Annotated in this window: 21 protein-coding genes; 8 read left to right on the top strand and 13 right to left on the bottom strand. The window is 68.6% G+C overall.

Annotation, left to right across the window (positions count from 1 at the left end; all coding sequences use genetic code 11):
- The first annotated feature begins 50 nt into the window (after positions 1–50).
- Positions 51–239 carry a Flp family type IVb pilin gene (locus GO308_RS07490; protein WP_066551103.1) on the top strand — a complete coding sequence of 63 codons (189 nt, stop codon included), beginning with the start codon at positions 51–53 and terminating at the stop codon, positions 237–239.
- 127 nt (positions 240–366) lie between these two features.
- On the top strand, positions 367–582 hold the full coding sequence (locus GO308_RS07495) for a Flp family type IVb pilin (protein ID WP_066551172.1): 216 nt from the start codon (positions 367–369) through the stop codon (positions 580–582).
- Positions 583–864: 282 nt separating this feature from the next.
- On the opposite strand, the gene GO308_RS07500 is transcribed toward GO308_RS07495, so the two are convergent.
- From GO308_RS07500 to GO308_RS07515, 4 genes are read right to left on the bottom strand one after another with little or no spacing between them, the layout of a single operon-like run.
- Complete coding sequence (locus GO308_RS07500; RefSeq protein ID WP_066479986.1) at positions 865–1812, bottom strand: acetyl-CoA carboxylase carboxyltransferase subunit alpha; 948 nt, start codon at positions 1810–1812, stop codon at positions 865–867.
- A gap of 10 nt (positions 1813–1822) precedes the next feature.
- The gene (locus GO308_RS07505; RefSeq protein WP_269450163.1) at positions 1823–2728 is read right to left on the bottom strand and encodes a tyrosine-type recombinase/integrase; all 906 of its coding nucleotides are present in this window, start codon (positions 2726–2728) and stop codon (positions 1823–1825) included.
- The gene (locus tag GO308_RS07510; RefSeq protein WP_240884942.1) at positions 2725–4518 is read right to left on the bottom strand and encodes a hypothetical protein; all 1794 of its coding nucleotides are present in this window, start codon (positions 4516–4518) and stop codon (positions 2725–2727) included. Before GO308_RS07510 ends, GO308_RS07505 begins: the two co-directional genes overlap by 4 nt.
- Positions 4499–4636 (bottom strand): hypothetical protein, encoded by a 138-nt coding sequence (locus tag GO308_RS07515; RefSeq protein WP_197417106.1) that lies wholly within the window; start codon positions 4634–4636, stop codon positions 4499–4501. The genes GO308_RS07510 and GO308_RS07515 overlap by 20 nt, the downstream gene beginning before the upstream one ends.
- A 100-nt stretch (positions 4637–4736) precedes the next feature.
- On the opposite strand from GO308_RS07515, the gene GO308_RS07520 reads away from it, so the two are divergent.
- Genes GO308_RS07520 through GO308_RS07530 form a run of 3 tightly spaced genes read left to right on the top strand, consistent with a single transcriptional unit; the run spans position 4737 to position 6519 of the window.
- Positions 4737–5279: a shikimate kinase gene (locus tag GO308_RS07520; RefSeq protein WP_066479991.1), complete on the top strand. Its 543-nt coding sequence runs from the start codon at positions 4737–4739 to the stop codon at positions 5277–5279.
- Positions 5276–6376 carry a 3-dehydroquinate synthase gene (gene aroB / locus GO308_RS07525; RefSeq protein WP_240884943.1) on the top strand — a complete coding sequence of 367 codons (1101 nt, stop codon included), beginning with the start codon at positions 5276–5278 and terminating at the stop codon, positions 6374–6376. Before GO308_RS07520 ends, aroB begins: the two co-directional genes overlap by 4 nt.
- Complete coding sequence (locus GO308_RS07530) at positions 6376–6519, top strand: DUF2256 domain-containing protein (RefSeq protein ID WP_082730879.1); 144 nt, start codon at positions 6376–6378, stop codon at positions 6517–6519. The genes aroB and GO308_RS07530 overlap by 1 nt, the downstream gene beginning before the upstream one ends.
- A 152-nt stretch (positions 6520–6671) precedes the next feature.
- On the opposite strand, the gene GO308_RS07535 is transcribed toward GO308_RS07530, so the two are convergent.
- Complete coding sequence (locus tag GO308_RS07535) at positions 6672–8429, bottom strand: TonB-dependent receptor (protein WP_240884945.1); 1758 nt, start codon at positions 8427–8429, stop codon at positions 6672–6674.
- Between the two features lie 266 nt (positions 8430–8695).
- Between GO308_RS07535 and GO308_RS07540 the strand changes: the two genes are divergently transcribed.
- Positions 8696–9568, top strand: a complete 873-nt coding sequence (locus GO308_RS07540) for a LysR substrate-binding domain-containing protein (RefSeq protein WP_240884947.1) — start codon at positions 8696–8698, stop codon at positions 9566–9568.
- A gap of 261 nt (positions 9569–9829) precedes the next feature.
- Here the strand turns inward: GO308_RS07540 and GO308_RS07545 are convergent, their stop codons facing one another.
- From GO308_RS07545 to GO308_RS07570, 6 genes are all read right to left on the bottom strand, one after another.
- Positions 9830–10162, bottom strand: coding sequence for a DUF423 domain-containing protein (locus tag GO308_RS07545; protein ID WP_240884949.1), 333 nt, complete (start codon positions 10160–10162; stop codon positions 9830–9832).
- Positions 10159–11937, bottom strand: a complete 1779-nt coding sequence (locus tag GO308_RS07550) for a cation:proton antiporter (RefSeq protein WP_240884956.1) — start codon at positions 11935–11937, stop codon at positions 10159–10161. Before GO308_RS07550 ends, GO308_RS07545 begins: the two co-directional genes overlap by 4 nt.
- 2 nt (positions 11938–11939) lie before the next feature.
- Positions 11940–12380, bottom strand: a complete 441-nt coding sequence (locus GO308_RS07555) for an iron-sulfur cluster assembly scaffold protein (protein ID WP_240884958.1) — start codon at positions 12378–12380, stop codon at positions 11940–11942.
- Entirely contained in the window at positions 12377–12946 is a 570-nt protein-coding gene (locus GO308_RS07560) for a CvpA family protein (RefSeq protein WP_240884960.1), read from the bottom strand. The genes GO308_RS07555 and GO308_RS07560 overlap by 4 nt, the downstream gene beginning before the upstream one ends.
- 58 nt (positions 12947–13004) lie before the next feature.
- Complete coding sequence (gene radA / locus GO308_RS07565; RefSeq protein WP_240884962.1) at positions 13005–14378, bottom strand: DNA repair protein RadA; 1374 nt, start codon at positions 14376–14378, stop codon at positions 13005–13007.
- Positions 14379–14640: 262 nt separating this feature from the next.
- Positions 14641–14859, bottom strand: coding sequence for a DUF2945 domain-containing protein (locus GO308_RS07570; RefSeq protein WP_066671726.1), 219 nt, complete (start codon positions 14857–14859; stop codon positions 14641–14643).
- A gap of 90 nt (positions 14860–14949) precedes the next feature.
- Here GO308_RS07570 and GO308_RS07575 point away from each other — a divergent pair, with 90 nt between their 5' ends.
- Both GO308_RS07575 and GO308_RS07580 read left to right on the top strand, forming a co-directional pair.
- On the top strand, positions 14950–16116 hold the full coding sequence (locus tag GO308_RS07575) for a glycosyltransferase family 1 protein (RefSeq protein ID WP_240884963.1): 1167 nt from the start codon (positions 14950–14952) through the stop codon (positions 16114–16116).
- A gap of 58 nt (positions 16117–16174) precedes the next feature.
- Positions 16175–17293, top strand: a complete 1119-nt coding sequence (locus GO308_RS07580) for a DUF5694 domain-containing protein (RefSeq protein ID WP_240884964.1) — start codon at positions 16175–16177, stop codon at positions 17291–17293.
- A 34-nt stretch (positions 17294–17327) separates the two neighbouring features.
- Here the strand turns inward: GO308_RS07580 and GO308_RS07585 are convergent, their stop codons facing one another.
- A complete protein-coding gene (locus GO308_RS07585; RefSeq protein WP_240884966.1) occupies positions 17328–17558 on the bottom strand; it encodes a helix-turn-helix transcriptional regulator in 231 nt (76 codons plus the stop codon).
- Positions 17558–17977, bottom strand: coding sequence for a hypothetical protein (locus GO308_RS07590; protein WP_066480018.1), 420 nt, complete (start codon positions 17975–17977; stop codon positions 17558–17560). Before GO308_RS07590 ends, GO308_RS07585 begins: the two co-directional genes overlap by 1 nt.
- Positions 17978–18063 lie beyond the last annotated feature (86 nt).

Consider the following 18063-nt stretch of genomic DNA (forward strand, 5'->3'; position numbering starts at 1 on the left):
GGCAGTAGACCGGGCAGTATTAGCGGGAGTTCGGCATCTTGACACGCGGGATGAAAAACCAGGTCCGTCGGTTGATCGCCGATCAAAAGGGCGCGACCGCAATCGAATATGGCCTGATCGTTTCCCTGGTTGTGATCGCAATGGTCGCCAGCCTGAGCAGCGTCGGCAGCGTCACGTCGGAAATCTGGAATAATGTGTCGACCAAGGTCAGCGAAAATTCCCCCCAAAATGGTGGTTAACGCGATTATAACCTTGTTCACTTAAGTATTTTTCAACCCTGATCGCCGATACACGCAATTACTGGACCGGGCTCTCCCCGGAGCAGTCGGGTGATTGAAGTCAGTTTATTTGAAGATGGAGACCGGTATGCAGAAGATTCGCGCTTTCCTGAAGAACAATAAGGGCGCCACCGCGATCGAGTACGGCCTGATCGCCGCGCTGATCGCCGTTGCCGCCATTGCCGCCATGCAGGGCCTGGGCAGCAGCCTGACCAGCACGTTCGAGAACGTGTCGGGCACGATGACCACGGCGACGGGCGCCGGCGGTGGTGCTGCGGCTCCGGCGGCCTCGACCGGCGGCTGATCCGCAAACATCATTCTCCGATGGGGGGCGGCGTGGCTTCGGTCACGCCGCCCTTTTCGTTTTGGGGCGTCATGCGGTTCATGGACGTTGCCCCGGCGGTGGCCGGGGCCTGTGGCAGCGACATGTTCCAAGCCCCTCCCCTTCAGGAGAGGGGTTGGGGGTGGGGGCTGTCCGGCGGGCGCGACGCTGCCGGAGCCGGCGCGGGGCGTGTGGCGAGGCCCCACCCCAACCCCTCCCCTGAAGGGGAGGTGCTTGAGAAGAATCAGTTCGCTCTCAACGCTCCTAAATCCGCCCCATCGCCAGGAATTTCTGTCGCCGGTCGCGCCGCAGCACATCCGCCGGCTTGCCTGAAAGTCCCGCCAGTGCCGCGGCAATCGCGTCACCCAGCGCACCGATCGCCGCCGCCGGGTCGCGATGCGCGCCGCCCACCGGCTCGGGCACGACCATGTCGATGACCTTGAGCGCCTTCAGCTCCTGCGCCGTCACCTTCATCGCTTCGGCTGCATCGGCCGCCTTGTCGGCGGTCCGCCACAGGATCGACGCACACCCCTCGGGCGAGATCACCGAATAGACCGCGTGCTCCATCATCAGCACCCGGTTACCCGCCGCCAGCGCGATCGCGCCGCCCGATCCGCCCTCGCCCAGGATCGCCGACACCATCGGCACGCCCAGCTTCAGGCTGACCTGAGTCGAACGCGCGATCGCCTCGGCCTGACCGCGCTCCTCCGCCTGGACGCCGGGAAACGCGCCGGGCGTGTCGACCAGCGTCACGACGGGCAGGCCGAACCGGTCGGCCAGCTCCATCAGGCGCATCGCCTTGCGATAGCCTTCCGGCTTGCCCATGCCGAAATTGTGGCGCAGCCGGCTGGCGGTATCGTCGCCCTTTTCATGGCCGATCACCACCACCCGCTGGCCGCGAAACCGTGCGAAGCCGCCCAGGATCGCCTGATCGTCGGCAAAGGCGCGGTCGCCGCCCAAGGCCATGAAATCGTCGAACAGCGCGGCGACGACATGCTTGAAATGCGGCCGGTCCTGGTGGCGGGCGACCTGCGTCTTCTGCCACGGCGTCAGCCGCTGATAGGTTTCGCGCAGCAGCCGCTCCGACTTGGCCTCCAGCCGCGCGATCTCCGCGCCGATGTCGAGCTCGCCGCTGCTCGCGGTATCGCGCAGTTCGTCGATGCGAGCCTGGAGCTCGGCGATCGGCTTTTCGAAATCCAGAAACATCACCATGGCGCGCGGGCTAGGGCCGACGGGGCTTTACGTCAACGAGCGGATGGCGCGCATTGACCAGCTCGATCAGCCGGCGACTGTCGACATGGGTGTAGATTTCGGTCGTCGCGATGTCGGCATGCCCCAGCATCGCCTGGAGCGCGCGCAGGTCCGCGCCCCCTTCCAGCAGGTGCGTGGCAAATGCGTGGCGCAGCACGTGCGGACTGATCCGGTCGGGCGGGATGCCCGCCGCCGCGCCCAGTGCGCGGATCAGCTGGAACAGCCGCACCCGGCTGAGATGCCCGGCGCGCGACGGGAAAAGCCACGCGCTGGCCGCCGGCACCTCGCCGCGCCACGCCGCCACGGCGGCACGCGCGCGATCCGAAATCGGCACCAGCCGCTCGCGCCCGCCCTTGCCGCGCAGGATGACGAAGGGGCGATCGGGCGACACCGCATTGCGCGGCAGCGACACCAGCTCGGTCGCGCGCAATCCCGACCCGTAAAGCAGCTCGACCAGCGCGGACAGGCGCAGATCCGCCGGATCGACCGGCGTGCGCGCCAGCCTTTCGGCGATCACCGCGAACAGCCGGTCGACATCGCCGGTCGACAGGATTTTGGGTAATGGCCGCGCCGCACCCGGGCGGGGCAGCGCCGCGCCGGGATTGTCGGCGCGAAATCCCTCGTCGACCAGAAAATCGAAAAAGCGGCGCAGCGCCGCCGACTTGCGCGCCACAGTTGCGCGGGCCAGCGGCGCCCAGTCGCCCGTCACCCGTTCGATCGCCGCCCGGTCGGCCGCCGCAAGCTGCCCCCCGGCGGCCTCCGACGCCAGGCGTAGGTCGCTGGCATAGGCCGCGATGGTGTTGCGCGCCGCCCCTGCTTCGGCCGCCATCATTTCCAGAAACCGGTCGATCAGCGCGGGATCGCCCGGCGCGCTCACGCGCGCGCGATCGCTTCCGCAGCGATCATCCGGGCCTCGCCGTTCAGCCCCACTGCGTCGAGCGCCGCGACGATGTTGAACAGCGCCACCGGCGACACGCCGCGCCAGTCGCTGGTCTGCATGCCCACCGCGGCGAGCAGCAGGACGGTGCCCGGCTCGCCGCGGCTCGCGGCGGTGCGGATCGCATCGGTCCAGCTATTGTCGGTATTGATCGGCACCGCCAGCGCCTGGGCGATGTCGGCGACCTGATTTTCGGGCAGGCGGCCCAGCCCGGCGAGCCCGGCGAACAAAAGCTGCGCCTTGCGCGATTCCGCGCCGCCATAGGCCGACAGGTCGCCGCCATCGACCGCGATGCGCCCGGCCGGATCGGCCAGCGCCAGCATCGCCCAGCCATCGCTGCGTGCCGGCACCAGGCCGCGCCAGCGCAACGCACGGAGGTCCTTGCCCGCGGTCAGCATCGACGCGATCAGCGCGTCGGCATCGCCGACATAGGCTTCGGCGGCCGGGATGCGCGCCGCCGCATCGCTGGTCAGCACCAGTCGCGCGTGGCGCTGGATCGGCGTCGATCCCTGCCACAGGTTGCGCAGCGCGGTCAGCCGACCCTCGATCGACTGGGCGGCATAGGCGTCGGTCAGCCCCTCGATTACCGTCGCGTCGGAACCCGCGACGTCCTGTGCCTCGCTGACCAGCGCGAACAGATCGCGATAGGCCGCGCCCGAATAGACGCCACGCACCGCCGCCAGCTCCGCCGAAGCCAGCCGGTCGGCCGCGGGCAGCGCCGGGGCGAGCGCCTGCCACAGCCGCACCTGCGGCCCCACCGTGTCGATCAGCCGTGCGGGCACCACCTCGCCGGTTGCCGCCGCCAGCCCCCAGCGCCACGCATCCAGCCGGTCGACATTGTCCCATTCGACCGTCACCGCGCGCCGGCCCTGGGCCCCCGCGCCGACGATCTTTTCGGCCAGTACCAGGTCGATGCCGCGTGCCGCGCCCTGCCGCCGCGCCGCGTCGATCAGCCGCCCGGCCTCCTCGGGCCGGCCGGCCAGCGCCGCGCACATCGCCTCCGCCACCCGCCAGCCGCGTTCGGCGCTGACCCGCATCGCCCCGTCGACCAGCGGGCACATCCCGGCGGGGTCGCCGGTGGCGAGCGCCGCCTGTTGCGCGATCTGGAACATCTTGGGGGTATAGTCGGCGACATCGACCGACTGGACGACGCCACGCGCGGCATTGGCCTCGCCCATCCGGATCAGCAGCCACGCGCGCTCGGCGGCGAAATCGGCACCGTTGACCCCGGCGGGCGTGTCGACCTCGCTCACCAGCGCGCGGCGCAGCGCGATCGACAGCCAGCGCGACGCGATCGGCGCGTCCAGCCGGCGCATCAGCACTTCCAGGAAGCGCCCATTGTCGCCGCCGAACGCATTGGCGGGCAGTCCGCCGCGACCCGCCGCCGCGAAACCGACGCGGTTGAGCGACCGGCGGGCAAATGCGGGCAGTTCGTAACGCTCCAGCTCCTCGGGCGTCAGTTCTTCCGCCACCGCCACGCCAAGGCTGTCATTGCCGAGCGCCGCATTGCCGGTCAGGTCGTCGGGCGGACCGGCGGGCCGGACGAGGGTCTCGCCGCCCTGCGGCGTCGCGGCGGGCGCGGGCGTCGGCGACGGTGCCGGCTCGACCGGGTCATTGAAGCCCGGCGGCAGCAGCGATTCGGGCGTATCCTGACTGAGCGCGGGCAGCGCGGCGACCATCGCGCCCAGCGCGACGGTGACGCAGATCGCGCTAGTTCGAGAGATTTTCAATCGAGACCACCTTTTCGACGCGCACGGGTTCCTTCGCCGAATCGCGGCCAGCCAGCACGAACAACCCGCCGACCACCAGCACGACAATGACGATCAGCAACAACAGCAAACGGGACATGGGCAGGCGGCATCCTTGCAACCGGTGTGGACCGGAATGGAACGAGACTGAATCGGGGGCCTTTTGCCCGACAGGCGGCGTCGCTGTATAGCCCCCCGCAATGATGTCGACCCAACTCGCACCGCAACCTCGCTGGACCGGCAAGCCGATCGTGCTGATCGGGCTGATGGGCGCGGGCAAATCGACGATCGGCCGCCGGCTGGCCGCGCGGCTCGACCTGCCCTTCGTCGATGCCGATGTCGAGATCGAGAAGGCGGCGGGGATGACCATCGCGGAGATCTTTGAGCGCTATGGCGAACCCCATTTCCGCGATGGCGAACGCCGCGTGATCGCGCGGCTGATCGACGGCAGCCCGCGCGTGGTGGCGACCGGCGGCGGCGCGTTCGTCAACGAACAGACGCGCGAACTCATCCTCGATCACGCGCTCGCCGTATGGCTCGACGCCGATCCGCACGTGCTGGCGGAACGGGTCAGGAAGCGCGACACCCGGCCGCTGCTGCGCAACCGCGATCCGCTGGCGGTGCTGAGCGACCTCGCCAACCAGCGCAACCCGCTCTATGCGATGGCCCCGATCCGCGTGGCCAGCAACCGCACGCCGCACGATGCCACCGTCAACGCTATCCTGAAGGCCCTGTATCCTTGACCGTCATTCCGGTTTCGCTCGGCGATCGCAGCTATGACGTGCGGATCGCGCCGGGCCTGCTCGCCCGTGCCGGCGATCTGATCGCGCCGCTGGCGGGCAAGCGCCCCGTCGCGATCGTCACCGACAGCAACCTGGGCCCCCATCTCGCGACGTTGCGCGCATCGCTGGCCCAGTCCGGCGTCGCCGCCGAGCCGATCATCCTGCCGCCGGGCGAGGCGAGCAAGAGCTGGTCGATGCTCGAACAGCTCACCGACACGCTGCTGTCGCTGGGGGTCGAGCGCGACGACCATGTCATCGCGCTGGGCGGCGGGGTGATCGGCGACCTGGTCGGCTTCGTCACCGCCATCCTCAAGCGCGGCTGCAACTTCATTCAGGTGCCGACGACGCTGCTCGCCCAAGTCGACAGCTCGGTCGGCGGCAAGACCGCGATCAACGCGCGCGCAGGCAAGAATCTGGTCGGCGCGTTTCACCAGCCTGCCCTGGTGCTGATCGACCCCGACGTGCTCGCCACGCTGCCGCCGCGCGAGCTGCGCGCGGGCTATGCCGAGGTGGTCAAATACGGGCTGATCGACGATGCCGGCTTCTTTGCCTGGTGCGAGGCGCAGGGTGCGGCGCTGCTGGCCGGCGACGCGTCCGCGCGCGCGACCGCGATCGCGCATTCGGTCGCGGCCAAGGCGCGGATCGTCGGTGCGGACGAGCGCGAGACGACCGGCACCCGCGCACTCCTCAACCTCGGCCACACCTTCGGCCACGCGCTTGAGGCGGAGACCGGCTTTACCGACCGGCTGCTGCATGGCGAGGCGGTGGCGGCCGGCATGGCGCTCGCCTTCGCCTTTTCCGCCGATCAGGGCCTGTGCGCGGATGAGGACGCCGCCCGCGTCGCCGCGCACCTCAGCGCGGTCGGCCTGCCCGACGGGCTGGCAGCGGCGGGCATCACCGCGTCGGGCGAGGCCCTGGTCGCACATATGCGCCACGACAAGAAAATGGCGGGCGGCACGCTGCCGTTCCTGCTCGCGCGCGGCATCGGCCGGACCTATCTCGACAAGACCGTCGACCTCGCCGCCGTCGCCGACTTCCTGAACCGCCAGCCGCGCTGATGCCCAACGGCGTCAGCAAGCGCGACCTGCCGACCAAGACCTGCCCGGTCTGCCAGCGCCCCTTCACCTGGCGCAAGAAATGGGCGCGCGATTGGGAGAATGTGGTCTACTGCTCCGACCGTTGCCGGATGACGGGGCGGTAAGGGATGGTCGACTGGTCCCGGATTGCCCGTCGCGAAGGCCGCATATTGGTTGGGGAGCGGCCATGCCGGTGTTTTGCCCGGCGACCGATCTCGACCTGCAGTGCTCGCAGCTCGCCACGCGGCTAATCGGACGTGGTTGCATGCCGTGCGACCTAGAAATCGATCCCCAAGCTAAGCTGCACCGCGCGCCCATCAATAAAGCCGTAAACGCCGCTCCCGAAAACGTCCCATCCGAAGGTGTCGGCTAGGTTGGTGGCGCTCAGCCGCGCCTGCGCCGGAAGTTCGCCAAGCCGGAAGCCGTAGCGCACGCCCGCATCGAACAGGGTCCGCGCGGGTACGCGAACGGCGTTGCTGCTGGTTGCGACGATCGAGGATTGTGTCCGTACCCCGAGCGACAGGGTGACGCCTTCGGCCAAGGGCGGTCTCCAGTCGAAGGCGAGGTTGAAGCGCCGGTCCGGCCGCCCGACCGCTTCGGTCCCTACCAGTCCTGCCTCAACTGCCGAGCCGCGTACCTTGGAGTCGCCGATGATCGCCCCGCCCACCACATCGAGCCGCGGGGTGATCGCGCCCGACAGGCTCACCTCGATGCCCCGGTTCGCGGTGCTGCCGAGCTGGCTGAACGCGCCTTGCGGGTCGAACTGGAAGTAGGGGCGGCTCAGATCATAGGCACCCAAGACCAGGCTGAGATCGGGCTTCACCTTCCAGCGCAAGCCAATATCGTACTGACGGGTGCGGCTCGCAGGCAGCGGGGCGTTGCGGTTGGTCGCGCTGCCTGGCGCGGCGCCGCTGTCCTCCAGCCCCTCGGCGTAGCTGGCATAGGCCGAGACGCGCTCGCTGAGCCGCAGGGAACCGGTGGCGGTGAGCAGTACAGGGCTCGACCTGCCGACCAGCGCCGCCCCGTTGCCGGGCACGGCGCGCTGGCGGTAGCCGGTCTTTTGAAGACCGAGATTGAGGTTGACGCCGCCCCGCCAGTTTAGGGCATACCCCGCTGCAATCGTCCCCTGCCGGATCTGGTTGAGGTCTTGCGCTCCGAAAGCGCGGTCCGGGCGCGGCGCGGGCTGCGGCGCACCGATCGCGATCCGGCCCAGATCGACGAACTGGCTCCCCCCGAACAGGCGCTCGCGCAGGCGCCCGCGCAGCGACAGCGTGAGCGTGTGCCGCAGAACGTCGCTGCCAAAGGCGCGGTCCAGCCGCAGCTCGCCGCTGGTCGAACCGTTGCGCGCGGGCGGATCGGTGACGATCAGCTGACTCGCGGTCGCATCAGGGGTCACGTCGAGATAGAGATTGGCAAAGCTCGCGCGCGCGTTCGAGACCGAACGGAACAGCCCTGCCCGCAGCCGCCAGCCGCCCTCCTGCCACTTGAAGATGACGCCGAAATTGTAGCGGTTGCGCGAGTTCTCGGCCCACTCCGGCCCGGTGAACAACAAACGCGGGACGCGCGGGGGGAGGTATTCGCCCGCGGTGATGTAATCCGGCGGACTCTGCGCCTCGCGCATTGCGACATAGGAGACAAAGGGCACCACCTCTATCGTTTCGGTCGGTTTCCATTCGAAGGTGGCGCTGCCTGAGGCGATCCAGTCGGTGGTGCCGTTGCCATAGCGCTCGCGATACGCCCCAGCGCCCAGCGCTGCGCCGAAACGTTGGGAAAACCGGACATCGGCGGTCGCCTCCGAAACCAGAAAGCCGAAGGTGTCGGCCGAGGCGAACAGGCTGCGACCGGGAACTCTGGCAGGTCTGCGCAGCCGGATGTCGACGACGCCCGAGGGGGCCGGAAAGGCAAAGCCCTGCGCCGCGATCCCGACGCGGATTGTGGTGGTTGACCGCAGTATCGGGGAAGGCAGCGTCACCGGGTCGAAATAGAGATCCTCCAGCCGAACATTTCCCGCGTCCACCGCCGAAAAGCCGCGCACATCGTCCGTGCCATAGAGCCCGATGTTCTCGCGACCGATGCTGGTGCCGAACGCATCCTCGGCGGCCTGAAGCGCGTTTTCGGTGGCGCGCTGGGCGTGCAGCGGCCCCGCGGCGATACCCGCAAGCAGCCCCGCAGCGAGTCGCATGATTGTTGAATTTTTCATGTAATATGAATTTCCGGCCTATTGAATGGGTGCTTGTTTTCCCCGCAAATGCTGCGATGACCATCAACTTCATCCGCATCACATATGATGAAATCTAAACAATGAATCCGCGCGCATCGCTCAACGTCTCGCTAAACGCTCTGCGGGTGTTCGAAGCCGTGGTGCGGCTGGGCGGAGTGAACCCGGCGGCCGCCGAGCTGGGACTGACCGCTTCTGCGATCAGTCACCAGCTCAAGGCTCTGGACGCTGCCATGACCCTGCCACTGCTTCGACGCGAGGGGCGAAGGGCGGTGCCGACCGTGCAGGGCGCGAAACTTGCCGCACAACTGGGCGGGGCCTTCGCCGCGATTGACGATGCCGTCGACGATATGCGCAGCGCCAGGCAGGTGATGACGATCAGTGCCTATGACAGCTTTGCGGTCAATTGGCTGCTGCCGCGCCTCGCCCGCTTCACCGAATCTCGGCCTGAGATCGACGTGCGTCTGGCGACCTCGCCGCGCCTGCTTGATCTCGAGCGTGAACGGATCGATTGTGCGATCCGGCTCGGCCCGGGCGGCTGGCCGGGCATCGATGCGCATCTGCTGGTGCCGCAGTATTTCGGCCCGCTGGTGCGCAGTGACCGGGCGGATGGCGCGACGATCCCGCGAATCTTGTGGGTCGGGTGCGAGGACGACTGGGACCCTTGGCCGCAGTTGCAGCACGGCGAGCAGGAGATTCGCGTGATGTCGCGCGAACTGGTGATCGGGGCGGTGATGGCGGGGACGGGTATGGGCGTGCTCGATCTGATCCTGATGTCCGACCGGATCGCCAACCGCGAGGTCACGGTGTCGGGCCCGCGCCATGCCTCGCCGTGGAGCTATTACCTCGCGCTCCCCGCCGGACGTCGGACCTCTCCGCACGTCCGCGCCTTTGCCGATTGGGTGCGCGAGGAAATGGGCCGCACCGAGCGCTTCCTGAACGAGAATGTAACGTGACGAATACCGCTGCATCTAGCGATGACTTTGCCGCTTCCTGCCGTCCATTTCCCGACGTATCGGCCTTTCGTCCTGATGCGGCAACGGCCAAGACTAAAGTAACGAGGCTCTGATTTCAGCAGGCGTTAATCGCGACCGATTTCGCGAAGGGTGCCGTAAGCCGGGCAACCACTTTGCCAGCGCCATCGGCTGCTGCGCCTGTAGTTTGGTCACGAACGGCGTGGTCACGACGAAAGACGAGCCACGCGGAGAGCCGCTCCCCTACCCCCGCAACGCCACCCACGCCAGCCACAGCCAGCCGCTGATCATCAGCACGCCGCCGATCGGCGTGATCGCGCCGAACCAGCGCGGCGCGCCCAGCGCCATTGCGTAGAGCGTGCCGGCGAAGACCAGCCCGCCGATGACGAACAGCCAGCCCGCGCCCCGCGCCCCCGCCTGCACCGCGACGATCGCGGCGACGGCGTGGACCATCTGATAGATGCCGCCGGTACGCAGCCATTCCTGTGCCTGCCCGCTCGCGCCATGCGCACCGAACGCGCCCGCCGCCACTGCAAGGCCACCCGAAAGCGCGGCAAGCCCCAGCAACAGGTTCACGTCGGCTGCTCTTCCGTCCGGGCACGCTGGCGCTGGCGCCAGAACAGCTTTTCCGACGCGGCATAGAGGTCGCCGGTCTCGACCTGGATGCCCAGCCGATCGGCGTCCATCTTGCGGTATTCGTCCTCGGTGCGCTCGATCTCGGTCTCGTCGACGCCGACGCAGCGCATCGCGTCGCGCGCCATCGCGATTGCGGATTCATAGACTTCGCGCGTGATTCGCTCGACCGGCGCGCCCTTCAGCTTCACGACCGAGCGGCGGTCATAGGCGCGCAGCATGATGGCGGCGTGGGGAAAGGCGTGCTTGACCGCATGCAGCGCGTCGGCATCGAGCTGGTCGCCGTCGAGGCAGAACAGCAGCAGGTCGGCATCCGCCGCCCCCGCCTGGCGCAGCAGTTCCAGCCGCGTGCCGTTGCCGTAATAGACCTTCATGCCGAAACTGCCCGCGACCTCGATCGTCTCGGGATCGGTATCGATCAGCGTCACCGCCAGCCCCTGGCCGATCAGCATCTGGCCCACCGTCTGGCCAAACCGGCCATAGCCGACCACGATCGCACTCGCCCCGTCATGCCTCGGTCCTTCCAGCGCCTCGCCGGTCGCGTCGGCGGTCACATCGGCGCGGAAGCGGCGGGTGAACATCATCAGGAACGGCGTGGTCGCCATCGACAGGGTGACGATCGCGCCGAACAGGCTGGCGGCCTCCGGCGCGATCAGCAGCGCGTTCTGCGCCTGGGTGAACAGGACGAAGCCAAACTCGCCGCCCTGACTGAGCAACAGGCCGAGCGCGAGCGCCTGGCGCCATTCCATTCGGAACGCCATGCCGATGCCCGCAATGACCGCGGTCTTGGTGACGATCAGCAGCACCGCCATGCCGATGACGAACGCCGGCCGGTCGGCAATCGCGCCCAGATCGAGCATCATGCCGACCGCCAGGAAGAACAGGCCGAGCAGGATCGTGCGGAACGGCTCGACATCGGCTTCCAGCTCGTGCCGATAGGGGCTGTCGGCCAGCATCACGCCGGCGACGAATGCGCCCAACGCGGTGGACAGCCCCAGCGCCTGCATGATCGCCGCGCTGGCGAGCACGGTGAACAGTCCGGCGAACACGAACATCTCGCGCTCGTTCAAATTGCCGATCAGCCGGAACAGCGGCCGCAGCAGGAAGCGCCCGGACAGCACCAGTCCGGCAATCGCCAGCACGGTATAGAGCCCGAGCAGCCAACCGGGCGGCCCCCCCGCATCGGCCGGATTGCGCGAGAGTGCCGCGACGATGGTGATGAGCGGCACGATCGACAGATCCTGAAACAGCAGGATCGCGAAGGCGCGCTCGCCGAACGGGGTGCGCAACCGGCCCGCTGATTGCAGCATCGGCAGCACCTGCGCCGTCGATGACAGCGCCAGCGGCAGGCCAAGCGCCACGGCGGCGGCAGGCGAGAATTGCGCCACCCCCCACACCAGCCCGGCGATGGCGATGCCGCACAGCACCACCTGGAGCAACCCCAGCCCGAAAATATCCTGCTTCATCCGCCACAGCCGCGACGGGCTCAGCTCCAGCCCGACCAGGAACAGCAGCAGGACGATGCCGAGTTCGGCGATCACCAGCTTCGATTCGGCCTCGCCCACCAGCCCCAGCACCTGCGGGCCGACCACCGCGCCGGCGACCAGGAACCCGAGCGTCGCCCCCAGCCCCAGCTTGCGGAACAGCAGGACGAAGACCAGGCCGAAGCCCAACAACGGCGCGCCCTCGGTGATCAGATTGGGGCCGTGCGCGTCCATGGTCAGCGTGCCTCCACTGGCGCGGCGCAGGCCTGCGCGACTGCCGCCGCCACCGCTTCGAACGGCAGCCGGATCGACGCATGGCGCGCGACATGCGCGCGCGCGGCGTCGAACAGTTCGATTTCGGGCCAGTCGGGCAACGCGCCCTCCCCCGCCAGCCATGCCGTCAGCGCATCGCGCGCCGCCGCCAGTTCCTCGCCACGCCGCCCGATCGCGTGGCTCGCCATCAGCGCTGCCGATGCCTGGCCCAACGCACAGGCGCTGACGTCCAGGCCCAATGCCTCCAGCCGCCCGTCCGCATTGACGCGCACCGCCACCTTCACCCGGCTGCCGCACACCGACGACCTGTTCTCCGCCACCGCCATCGCGTCCGCAAGCGGCGCATGGTGCGGGATCGACGCGGCCAGGCGCAGGATGCGCGCATTATAGAGCGGCGCGCTCATTTCGGCCGCGTCCGGTTGGCGGCGGTCGCGTCGTCCGCGCCGGCCGCATTATCGAACAGCGGCTCGCCCCGGCGGCGGCGATCGACCAGGTCGGCGATCGACGCGCTGGTCGAATTGAGCAGCGGATAGGTCTGCGACGTCACCATCCATTGCGGCCGCCCGGCCGGCCCGCCGCCCAGCGTGTCATAGACCAGCACGACCAGCAGGAAGCCCAGGCTGGCCAGCACCAGGCCCTTCAAGGCCCCAAAGCCGAAGCCCAGGCCCCGGTCGATCGGTCCCAGCACCGACGTGCGCGTGCGCCGGCCGACCGCGTTGGCGACCATCCGCCCGCCGAAATAGGTTCCCCCCGCCAGGATCGCGAAGGCGAGCACCGCCGCGCCCGACGCGGTGCCGACCCCGCCGACCAGCAGTTCGGTCAGCGGTGCGTGCGCGACCTTGAGCGCAAACACCACGAAGATCCACGCCATCAGCGACAGCACTTCGGTGACGAAGCCGCGCCACAGGCCCAGCACCGCCGCGCCCCCGACTGCGATCAGCACGATGATGTCGAGCGCGGTCAGGTCCATGCGAGCCCAAAAATCCATTCATGCGGGATCGGCGGACGATCCGCCGTGCGTTCGACGGCTAGCCGCGTCCGAGCATATGGTCAACGAATTGGCGCAGCGTGCGGAAGCCGGCGAGCTCAATGCCGGTGCCCTCGCGCTGCTGGCTGGCGGGCGCCATCGCGCGGCCGAAGCCCAGCTTGGCGGCTTCCTTCATCCGCAGCGCCCCGTGCGCGACCGGGCGGATCTCGCCCGACAGCGCGACTTCGCCGAATGCGATCATGTCCGACGCGACCGGCCGTTCGGCGAGCGCGGAGACCAGCGCCGCCGCCACCGCCAGATCGGCGGCGGGGTCCTGCACGCGATAGCCGCCGGCGATGTTGAGATAGACTTCGGCGGTCGAAAAGCTGAGGCCGCAGCGCGCCTCCAGCACCGCCAGCACCATCGCCAGCCGGCCGCTGTCCCAGCCGACCACCGCGCGGCGCGGCGTCGCCCCGCTCGCCAGCCGCACGGTCAGCGCCTGCACCTCGACCAGCACCGGCCGCGTTCCTTCCAGCGCGGGGAACACCACCGCGCCGGTGACGCTTTCGTCGCGGCTGGTCAGGAACAAGCTGGACGGGTTGCCGACTTCCGCCAGCCCGCCGGTGTCCATCGCGAATACGCCAATCTCGTCGGTGCCGCCGAACCGGTTCTTGACCGCGCGCAGGATGCGATATTGGTGGCTGCGCTCGCCCTCGAACGCCAGCACGGTGTCGACCATATGCTCCAGCACGCGCGGTCCCGCGATGCTGCCGTCCTTGGTGACATGCCCGACCAGCACGACGGCAGTGCCCTGTTCCTTGGCGAAGCGGAGCAGCTCGCCCGCGCTCGCCCGCACCTGACTGACCGTCCCCGGCGCGCCCTCGATCAGGTCGCTGTGCATCGTCTGGATTGAATCGATGATGAGCAGGTCGGGTGCCACTCCCTGCCCCACCGTCGTCAGGATGTCGCGCACCGATGTCGCCGCCGCCAGTTGCACCGGCGCATTGCCCAGCCCCAGCCGCCGCGCGCGCAGCCGCACCTGGTCGGCGGCTTCCTCGCCCGAGACATAGGCGACGCGCTTGCCCGCCAGCGCCAGCTTCGCCGCCGCCTGCAACAGCAGGGTCGACTTGCCGATCCCCGGATCACCGCCGATCAGCGTCGCCGATCCCTCGACAAAGCCACCCCCCAGCGCACGGTCAAGCTCGGCAATTCCCGTCGCCATCCGCTCGGGCAGCGGCACGTCGGTGTCTAGCCCCGACATCAGGATCGCGCGCCCGCCCGATTGCAGATTGTGCCGCGCCTGGAACGGCGTCACCACCGCACCGGCATCCTCGACCAGCGTGTTCCACGCCCCGCAATCCGCGCACTGGCCCTGCCACTGCGACGTCGCGGAACCGCATTGCTGACAGACATAACGCTTGCGGGGCTTTGCCATCCGATGAGTTTAGGACGGGTGGAACAAAAAGGGAATAGCCGAAGCGGCGTTCGGTTCGTTGGCGCTCGGGGATTTGTTCACGCGAAGGCGCGAAGGCGCAGAGGACGCGGAGGGGAATTGACGTGTTGGCCCGTCCCGCCCCGATTGCAGGAGAGGGACAGCCGCTGCTCGGCGAAACCGCTCTGCGTCCTTCGCGTCTCTGCGTGAAAAACACCTAATCTTCGCGCCTTCGCGCCTTCGCGCGATTACCCTTTTTGAGACCTCACCCCGCGCTCAACTCGCTCCCGCGCTTCAGCGCGCGTCCCCCGTCTTCCTGCTCGACCAGATAGGCCGGATTGTCCTTCGTCCCGTTCTTGACGATCTTGCTGCCCTTGATCGTGCGCTGGACGCGGCGGTCGAAGCGTTCGGCCACCTTGCCCTTCGCCGTGCCGCTGCCCCAGTGCCACGTCACCGCCTGACCCTTTTTGAAGCTGTTCGCCATCTTCGCGCTCCCGTGCTGACGGCGTGACAACCCGCACCGCCTGTGCGCGTTCCGTTGGCAAGCCGCGCGGCGACGGCTATGCGCTCGCCGATGCAGCCCTCCGACATCCGCGTCGCGATCTTCAGCGGGAACTACAACTATGTCCGCGACGGCGCGAACCAGGCGTTGAACAAGCTTGCGCGCCACCTGCTCGATGCCGGCGTCACCCTGCGCGTCTATTCGCCGACGGTCGCACGTCCCGCGTTCGAGCCGACCGGCGACCTGGTCGACGTGCCCGCGCTCGCGCTGCCGCTCGGGCGCGACGAATATCGCCTGGGGCTTGGCCTGTCGGGCGGGGTCAGGCGCGACCTTGCTGCCTTTGCTCCCAACCTCGTCCACGTCGCCGCACCCGAAATCACCGGCCACCGCGCGGTCAGCTGGGCGCGGCGCAACGGCATCGCGACGGTCGCCTCACTCCACACCCGGTTCGAAACCTATGCGCGCTATTACCGCCTGGGCATGCTCGAGCCGCTGATGATCGGGCTGTCGAAGCGCTTCTACAACCGCGTCGATCGCGTGCTGGTGCCCAGCCCCAGCATGGGCGAGGTGCTGCGCGGCTGGGGGGTGACGACGCCGATTTCGATCTGGTCGCGCGGCATCGACCATGCGCGCTTCAACCCCGCCCGCCGCGACCTCGCGTGGCGGCGATCGCTAGGCATCGGCGATGAGGACGTCGCGGTCAGCTTTCTCGGCCGGCTGGTACTCGAAAAGGGGCTGGGCATCTTTGCCGACGTGATCGCGGAGCTGAAACGGCGCGGCGTGCCGCACAAGGTGCTGGTGATCGGCGACGGCCCGGCACGCGGCTGGTTCACCGAACGCGTGCCCGAGGCGATCTTCACCGGCTTCCAGTCGGGCGACGATCTCGGCCGCGCGGTTGCCGGCATGGACGTGTTCTTCATGCCCAGCGTCACCGAAACCTTCGGCAATGTGACGACCGAGGCGATGGCGGCGGGCGTCGCAGTCGTCGCCGCCCGCGCGACCGGCGCGGTCGATCTGGTGCAGCAGGGCGTCACCGGCTTTCTGGTGCCCCCGACCGATATCCGCGCCTATGCCGATGCGATCCAGCAGCTGGTCGAGGACCCCGCGCTCCGCCGCTCGGCGGGCGAGGCCGGCCACCGCGCCGCGCAGCGCTATGTCTGGGAAAGCGCCAACCAGGCGGCGCTGGAGGCGTATCTGGAGGTGCTGGCGCCGCAACAATCGGTTGACTGCCGCGCCTGAACACCGTGCCGGCATCGAGTGTATTGCCAATATAAGGCACCTGCGTTAATCCCTCGACATGCGCATTTTCAATCTGTCGTGGAGCCTCCGTTCCGTCTTGCGTGGCATTTCGGCGCTGTCGGTTCTGGCTGCCGGTGCCGCACTCGCACAGGATTATCGGCCGGCGTTCCACCCGGACACGCTGAAGGGGCCGCCCGCCGGCGCACCGAACGAGGTGCTCACGCTCGGCTCTCCGCATCTGTCCGGCGCACCGGATTTCTTCACGCCGTCGATGCTCGATCCGCTGCTCGATCGCCTGGCGGCATGGCGTCCCACCGCGATCGCAACAGAGGATCTGTCGGGCCTGCAATGCGACGCGCTGCGCCGCTATCCCGCGCGCTATGCCGCCACCGTCGACGATTATTGCCCGAACGTCACCGCCGCCGCCCGCGCGACCGGGCTCGACGTGCCCGCGGCAAATGCGGAGGCCGAGCGCCTGCTCGCCGCGTGGCCGGCCGCGCCGGGTGCGGCCGACCGGCGGCGCCTGGCTGCGGTGTTTCTGGCGGCGGGCGAGCGTCATTCGGCGCTGGTGCAATGGCTGCGCCTGCCGGAGCAGGAGCGGCGCGCCGGCGACGGTCTGGACGATGCGCTGGTGAACGAACTTGCCGCGCTGGCCCGGCGGCGCAACGAATCGGTCCTGATCGGCGCGACTCTGGCGGCACGGCTCGGACTGGAACGCGTGTGGAGCGTCGACGACCATAGCGCGGATGCGCCCGACAGCGCGGATCCCGCCGAGCGCCAGGCTGCGGGCGAGGCGATCATGCGCGCCTGGGACAACCCCGACACCCGCGCGCGTCAGGCGGAGGACGAGCGGCTCAATGCCGGCCTTGCGCAGCCCGATGGCGTGCTGGCCATGTACCGCGCCTATAATGCGCCCACCTATCCCGACCGCGCCTATCGCTCCGATTTCGGCGCGGCGCTGGTCGAGCCGTCCCCCCAGCAGTTCGGCCGCGGCTATGTCGGCTATTGGGAAACGCGCAACCTGCGGATGGTCGCCAATCTCCGCGACGTGTTGGGCCGCCAGCCGGGCACGCGGCTGCTCGCGATCGTCGGCGCATCGCACAAGGGCTATTACGAGGCGTATCTCAACCAGATGCACGACGTGCGGCTGGTCGATGCCGGGGTCGTCCTGCGCTGACGCGGCCGACCGGTCGAGGTCGGGCCATGCCCGGTCAATCGTCCGAACCGGCCTCCTCTGCCCATTGGAACACCGCCTCCAGCGGCTTGTCGAACACGCGCGCGATGCGGAACGCGGTTTCCAGCGTCGGGGAATAGCGCCCCTGCTCGATCGCCGCGATCGTCTGGCGGGTCAACCCGACCTGCTGCCCCAGGTCCGCCTGGGTCATCTCGCCCGCCAGGAAGCGCAGCGTACGGATGTCGTTGCGGATCGGTGGCCGGGCCATCAGCTGCGCCGATAGCCGATGATCTCCGCCGCGCAGCGGACCAGTTCGGCCACCACCAGCGCGCCGAGCAGCGCGTTGAGCACGCCGATCAGGCTGTTGCCCAGATGCGCGCTGATCCCCGCCGCCAGCATCGCCAAGATCAGCACGGGATAGGCGATCGACGCCGCGCGCGTCGAAATCATCCGGTCGCGCTCGTCGGCGGGCGCCGTCGCCTCGTCGCGGCCACGCAGCGCGACGATGGTCGTCGCGATGATCGAATACAGCGTCGCGATGATCACTGCGCCGATCAACAGGACGATGCTGTGGATTCTCAGCACTGCCGGACCGGCATGGCTGCCGATCAGGCCACCGAAATAGATGGTGGCGAGCAGCAACACCGCGCCCAGCGTGATCCACGCGATCTTTTCCCGGAACGGCATGTCCTGCTCCCCCCACAATCCTGGCTATGTGTAGGGGCGATGTATGCCAAACCCGACGTTATGTCAACTTTAGATAACATCATGCA

This window comes from Sphingomonas sp. SFZ2018-12, assembly GCF_022496715.1.
GTDB lineage: Bacteria > Pseudomonadota > Alphaproteobacteria > Sphingomonadales > Sphingomonadaceae > Sphingomonas.

Excerpts from the sequence above, each read along its gene's own strand:
- GO308_RS07495 (WP_066551172.1), top strand. The coding sequence starts at position 367 with ATGCAGAAGATTCGCGCTTTCCTGAAGAACAATAAGGGCGCCACCGCG.
- GO308_RS07490 (WP_066551103.1), top strand. The coding sequence starts at position 51 with ATGAAAAACCAGGTCCGTCGGTTGATCGCCGATCAAAAGGGCGCGACC.
- GO308_RS07515 (WP_197417106.1), bottom strand. The coding sequence starts at position 4,636 with ATGTCCCGTTTGCTGTTGTTGCTGATCGTCATTGTCGTGCTGGTGGTC.
- GO308_RS07570 (WP_066671726.1), bottom strand. The coding sequence starts at position 14,859 with ATGGCGAACAGCTTCAAAAAGGGTCAGGCGGTGACGTGGCACTGGGGC.
- GO308_RS07550 (WP_240884956.1), bottom strand. The coding sequence starts at position 11,937 with ATGGACGCGCACGGCCCCAATCTGATCACCGAGGGCGCGCCGTTGTTG.
- GO308_RS07580 (WP_240884964.1), top strand. The coding sequence starts at position 16,175 with ATGCGCATTTTCAATCTGTCGTGGAGCCTCCGTTCCGTCTTGCGTGGC.
- radA (WP_240884962.1), bottom strand. The coding sequence starts at position 14,378 with ATGGCAAAGCCCCGCAAGCGTTATGTCTGTCAGCAATGCGGTTCCGCG.
- GO308_RS07500 (WP_066479986.1), bottom strand. The coding sequence starts at position 1,812 with ATGGTGATGTTTCTGGATTTCGAAAAGCCGATCGCCGAGCTCCAGGCT.
- GO308_RS07560 (WP_240884960.1), bottom strand. The coding sequence starts at position 12,946 with ATGGACCTGACCGCGCTCGACATCATCGTGCTGATCGCAGTCGGGGGC.
- GO308_RS07585 (WP_240884966.1), bottom strand. The coding sequence starts at position 17,558 with ATGGCCCGGCCACCGATCCGCAACGACATCCGTACGCTGCGCTTCCTG.
- GO308_RS07555 (WP_240884958.1), bottom strand. The coding sequence starts at position 12,380 with ATGAGCGCGCCGCTCTATAATGCGCGCATCCTGCGCCTGGCCGCGTCG.
- GO308_RS07530 (WP_082730879.1), top strand. The coding sequence starts at position 6,376 with ATGCCCAACGGCGTCAGCAAGCGCGACCTGCCGACCAAGACCTGCCCG.
- GO308_RS07520 (WP_066479991.1), top strand. The coding sequence starts at position 4,737 with ATGATGTCGACCCAACTCGCACCGCAACCTCGCTGGACCGGCAAGCCG.
- GO308_RS07540 (WP_240884947.1), top strand. The coding sequence starts at position 8,696 with ATGAATCCGCGCGCATCGCTCAACGTCTCGCTAAACGCTCTGCGGGTG.
- GO308_RS07575 (WP_240884963.1), top strand. The coding sequence starts at position 14,950 with ATGCAGCCCTCCGACATCCGCGTCGCGATCTTCAGCGGGAACTACAAC.
- GO308_RS07590 (WP_066480018.1), bottom strand. The coding sequence starts at position 17,977 with ATGCCGTTCCGGGAAAAGATCGCGTGGATCACGCTGGGCGCGGTGTTG.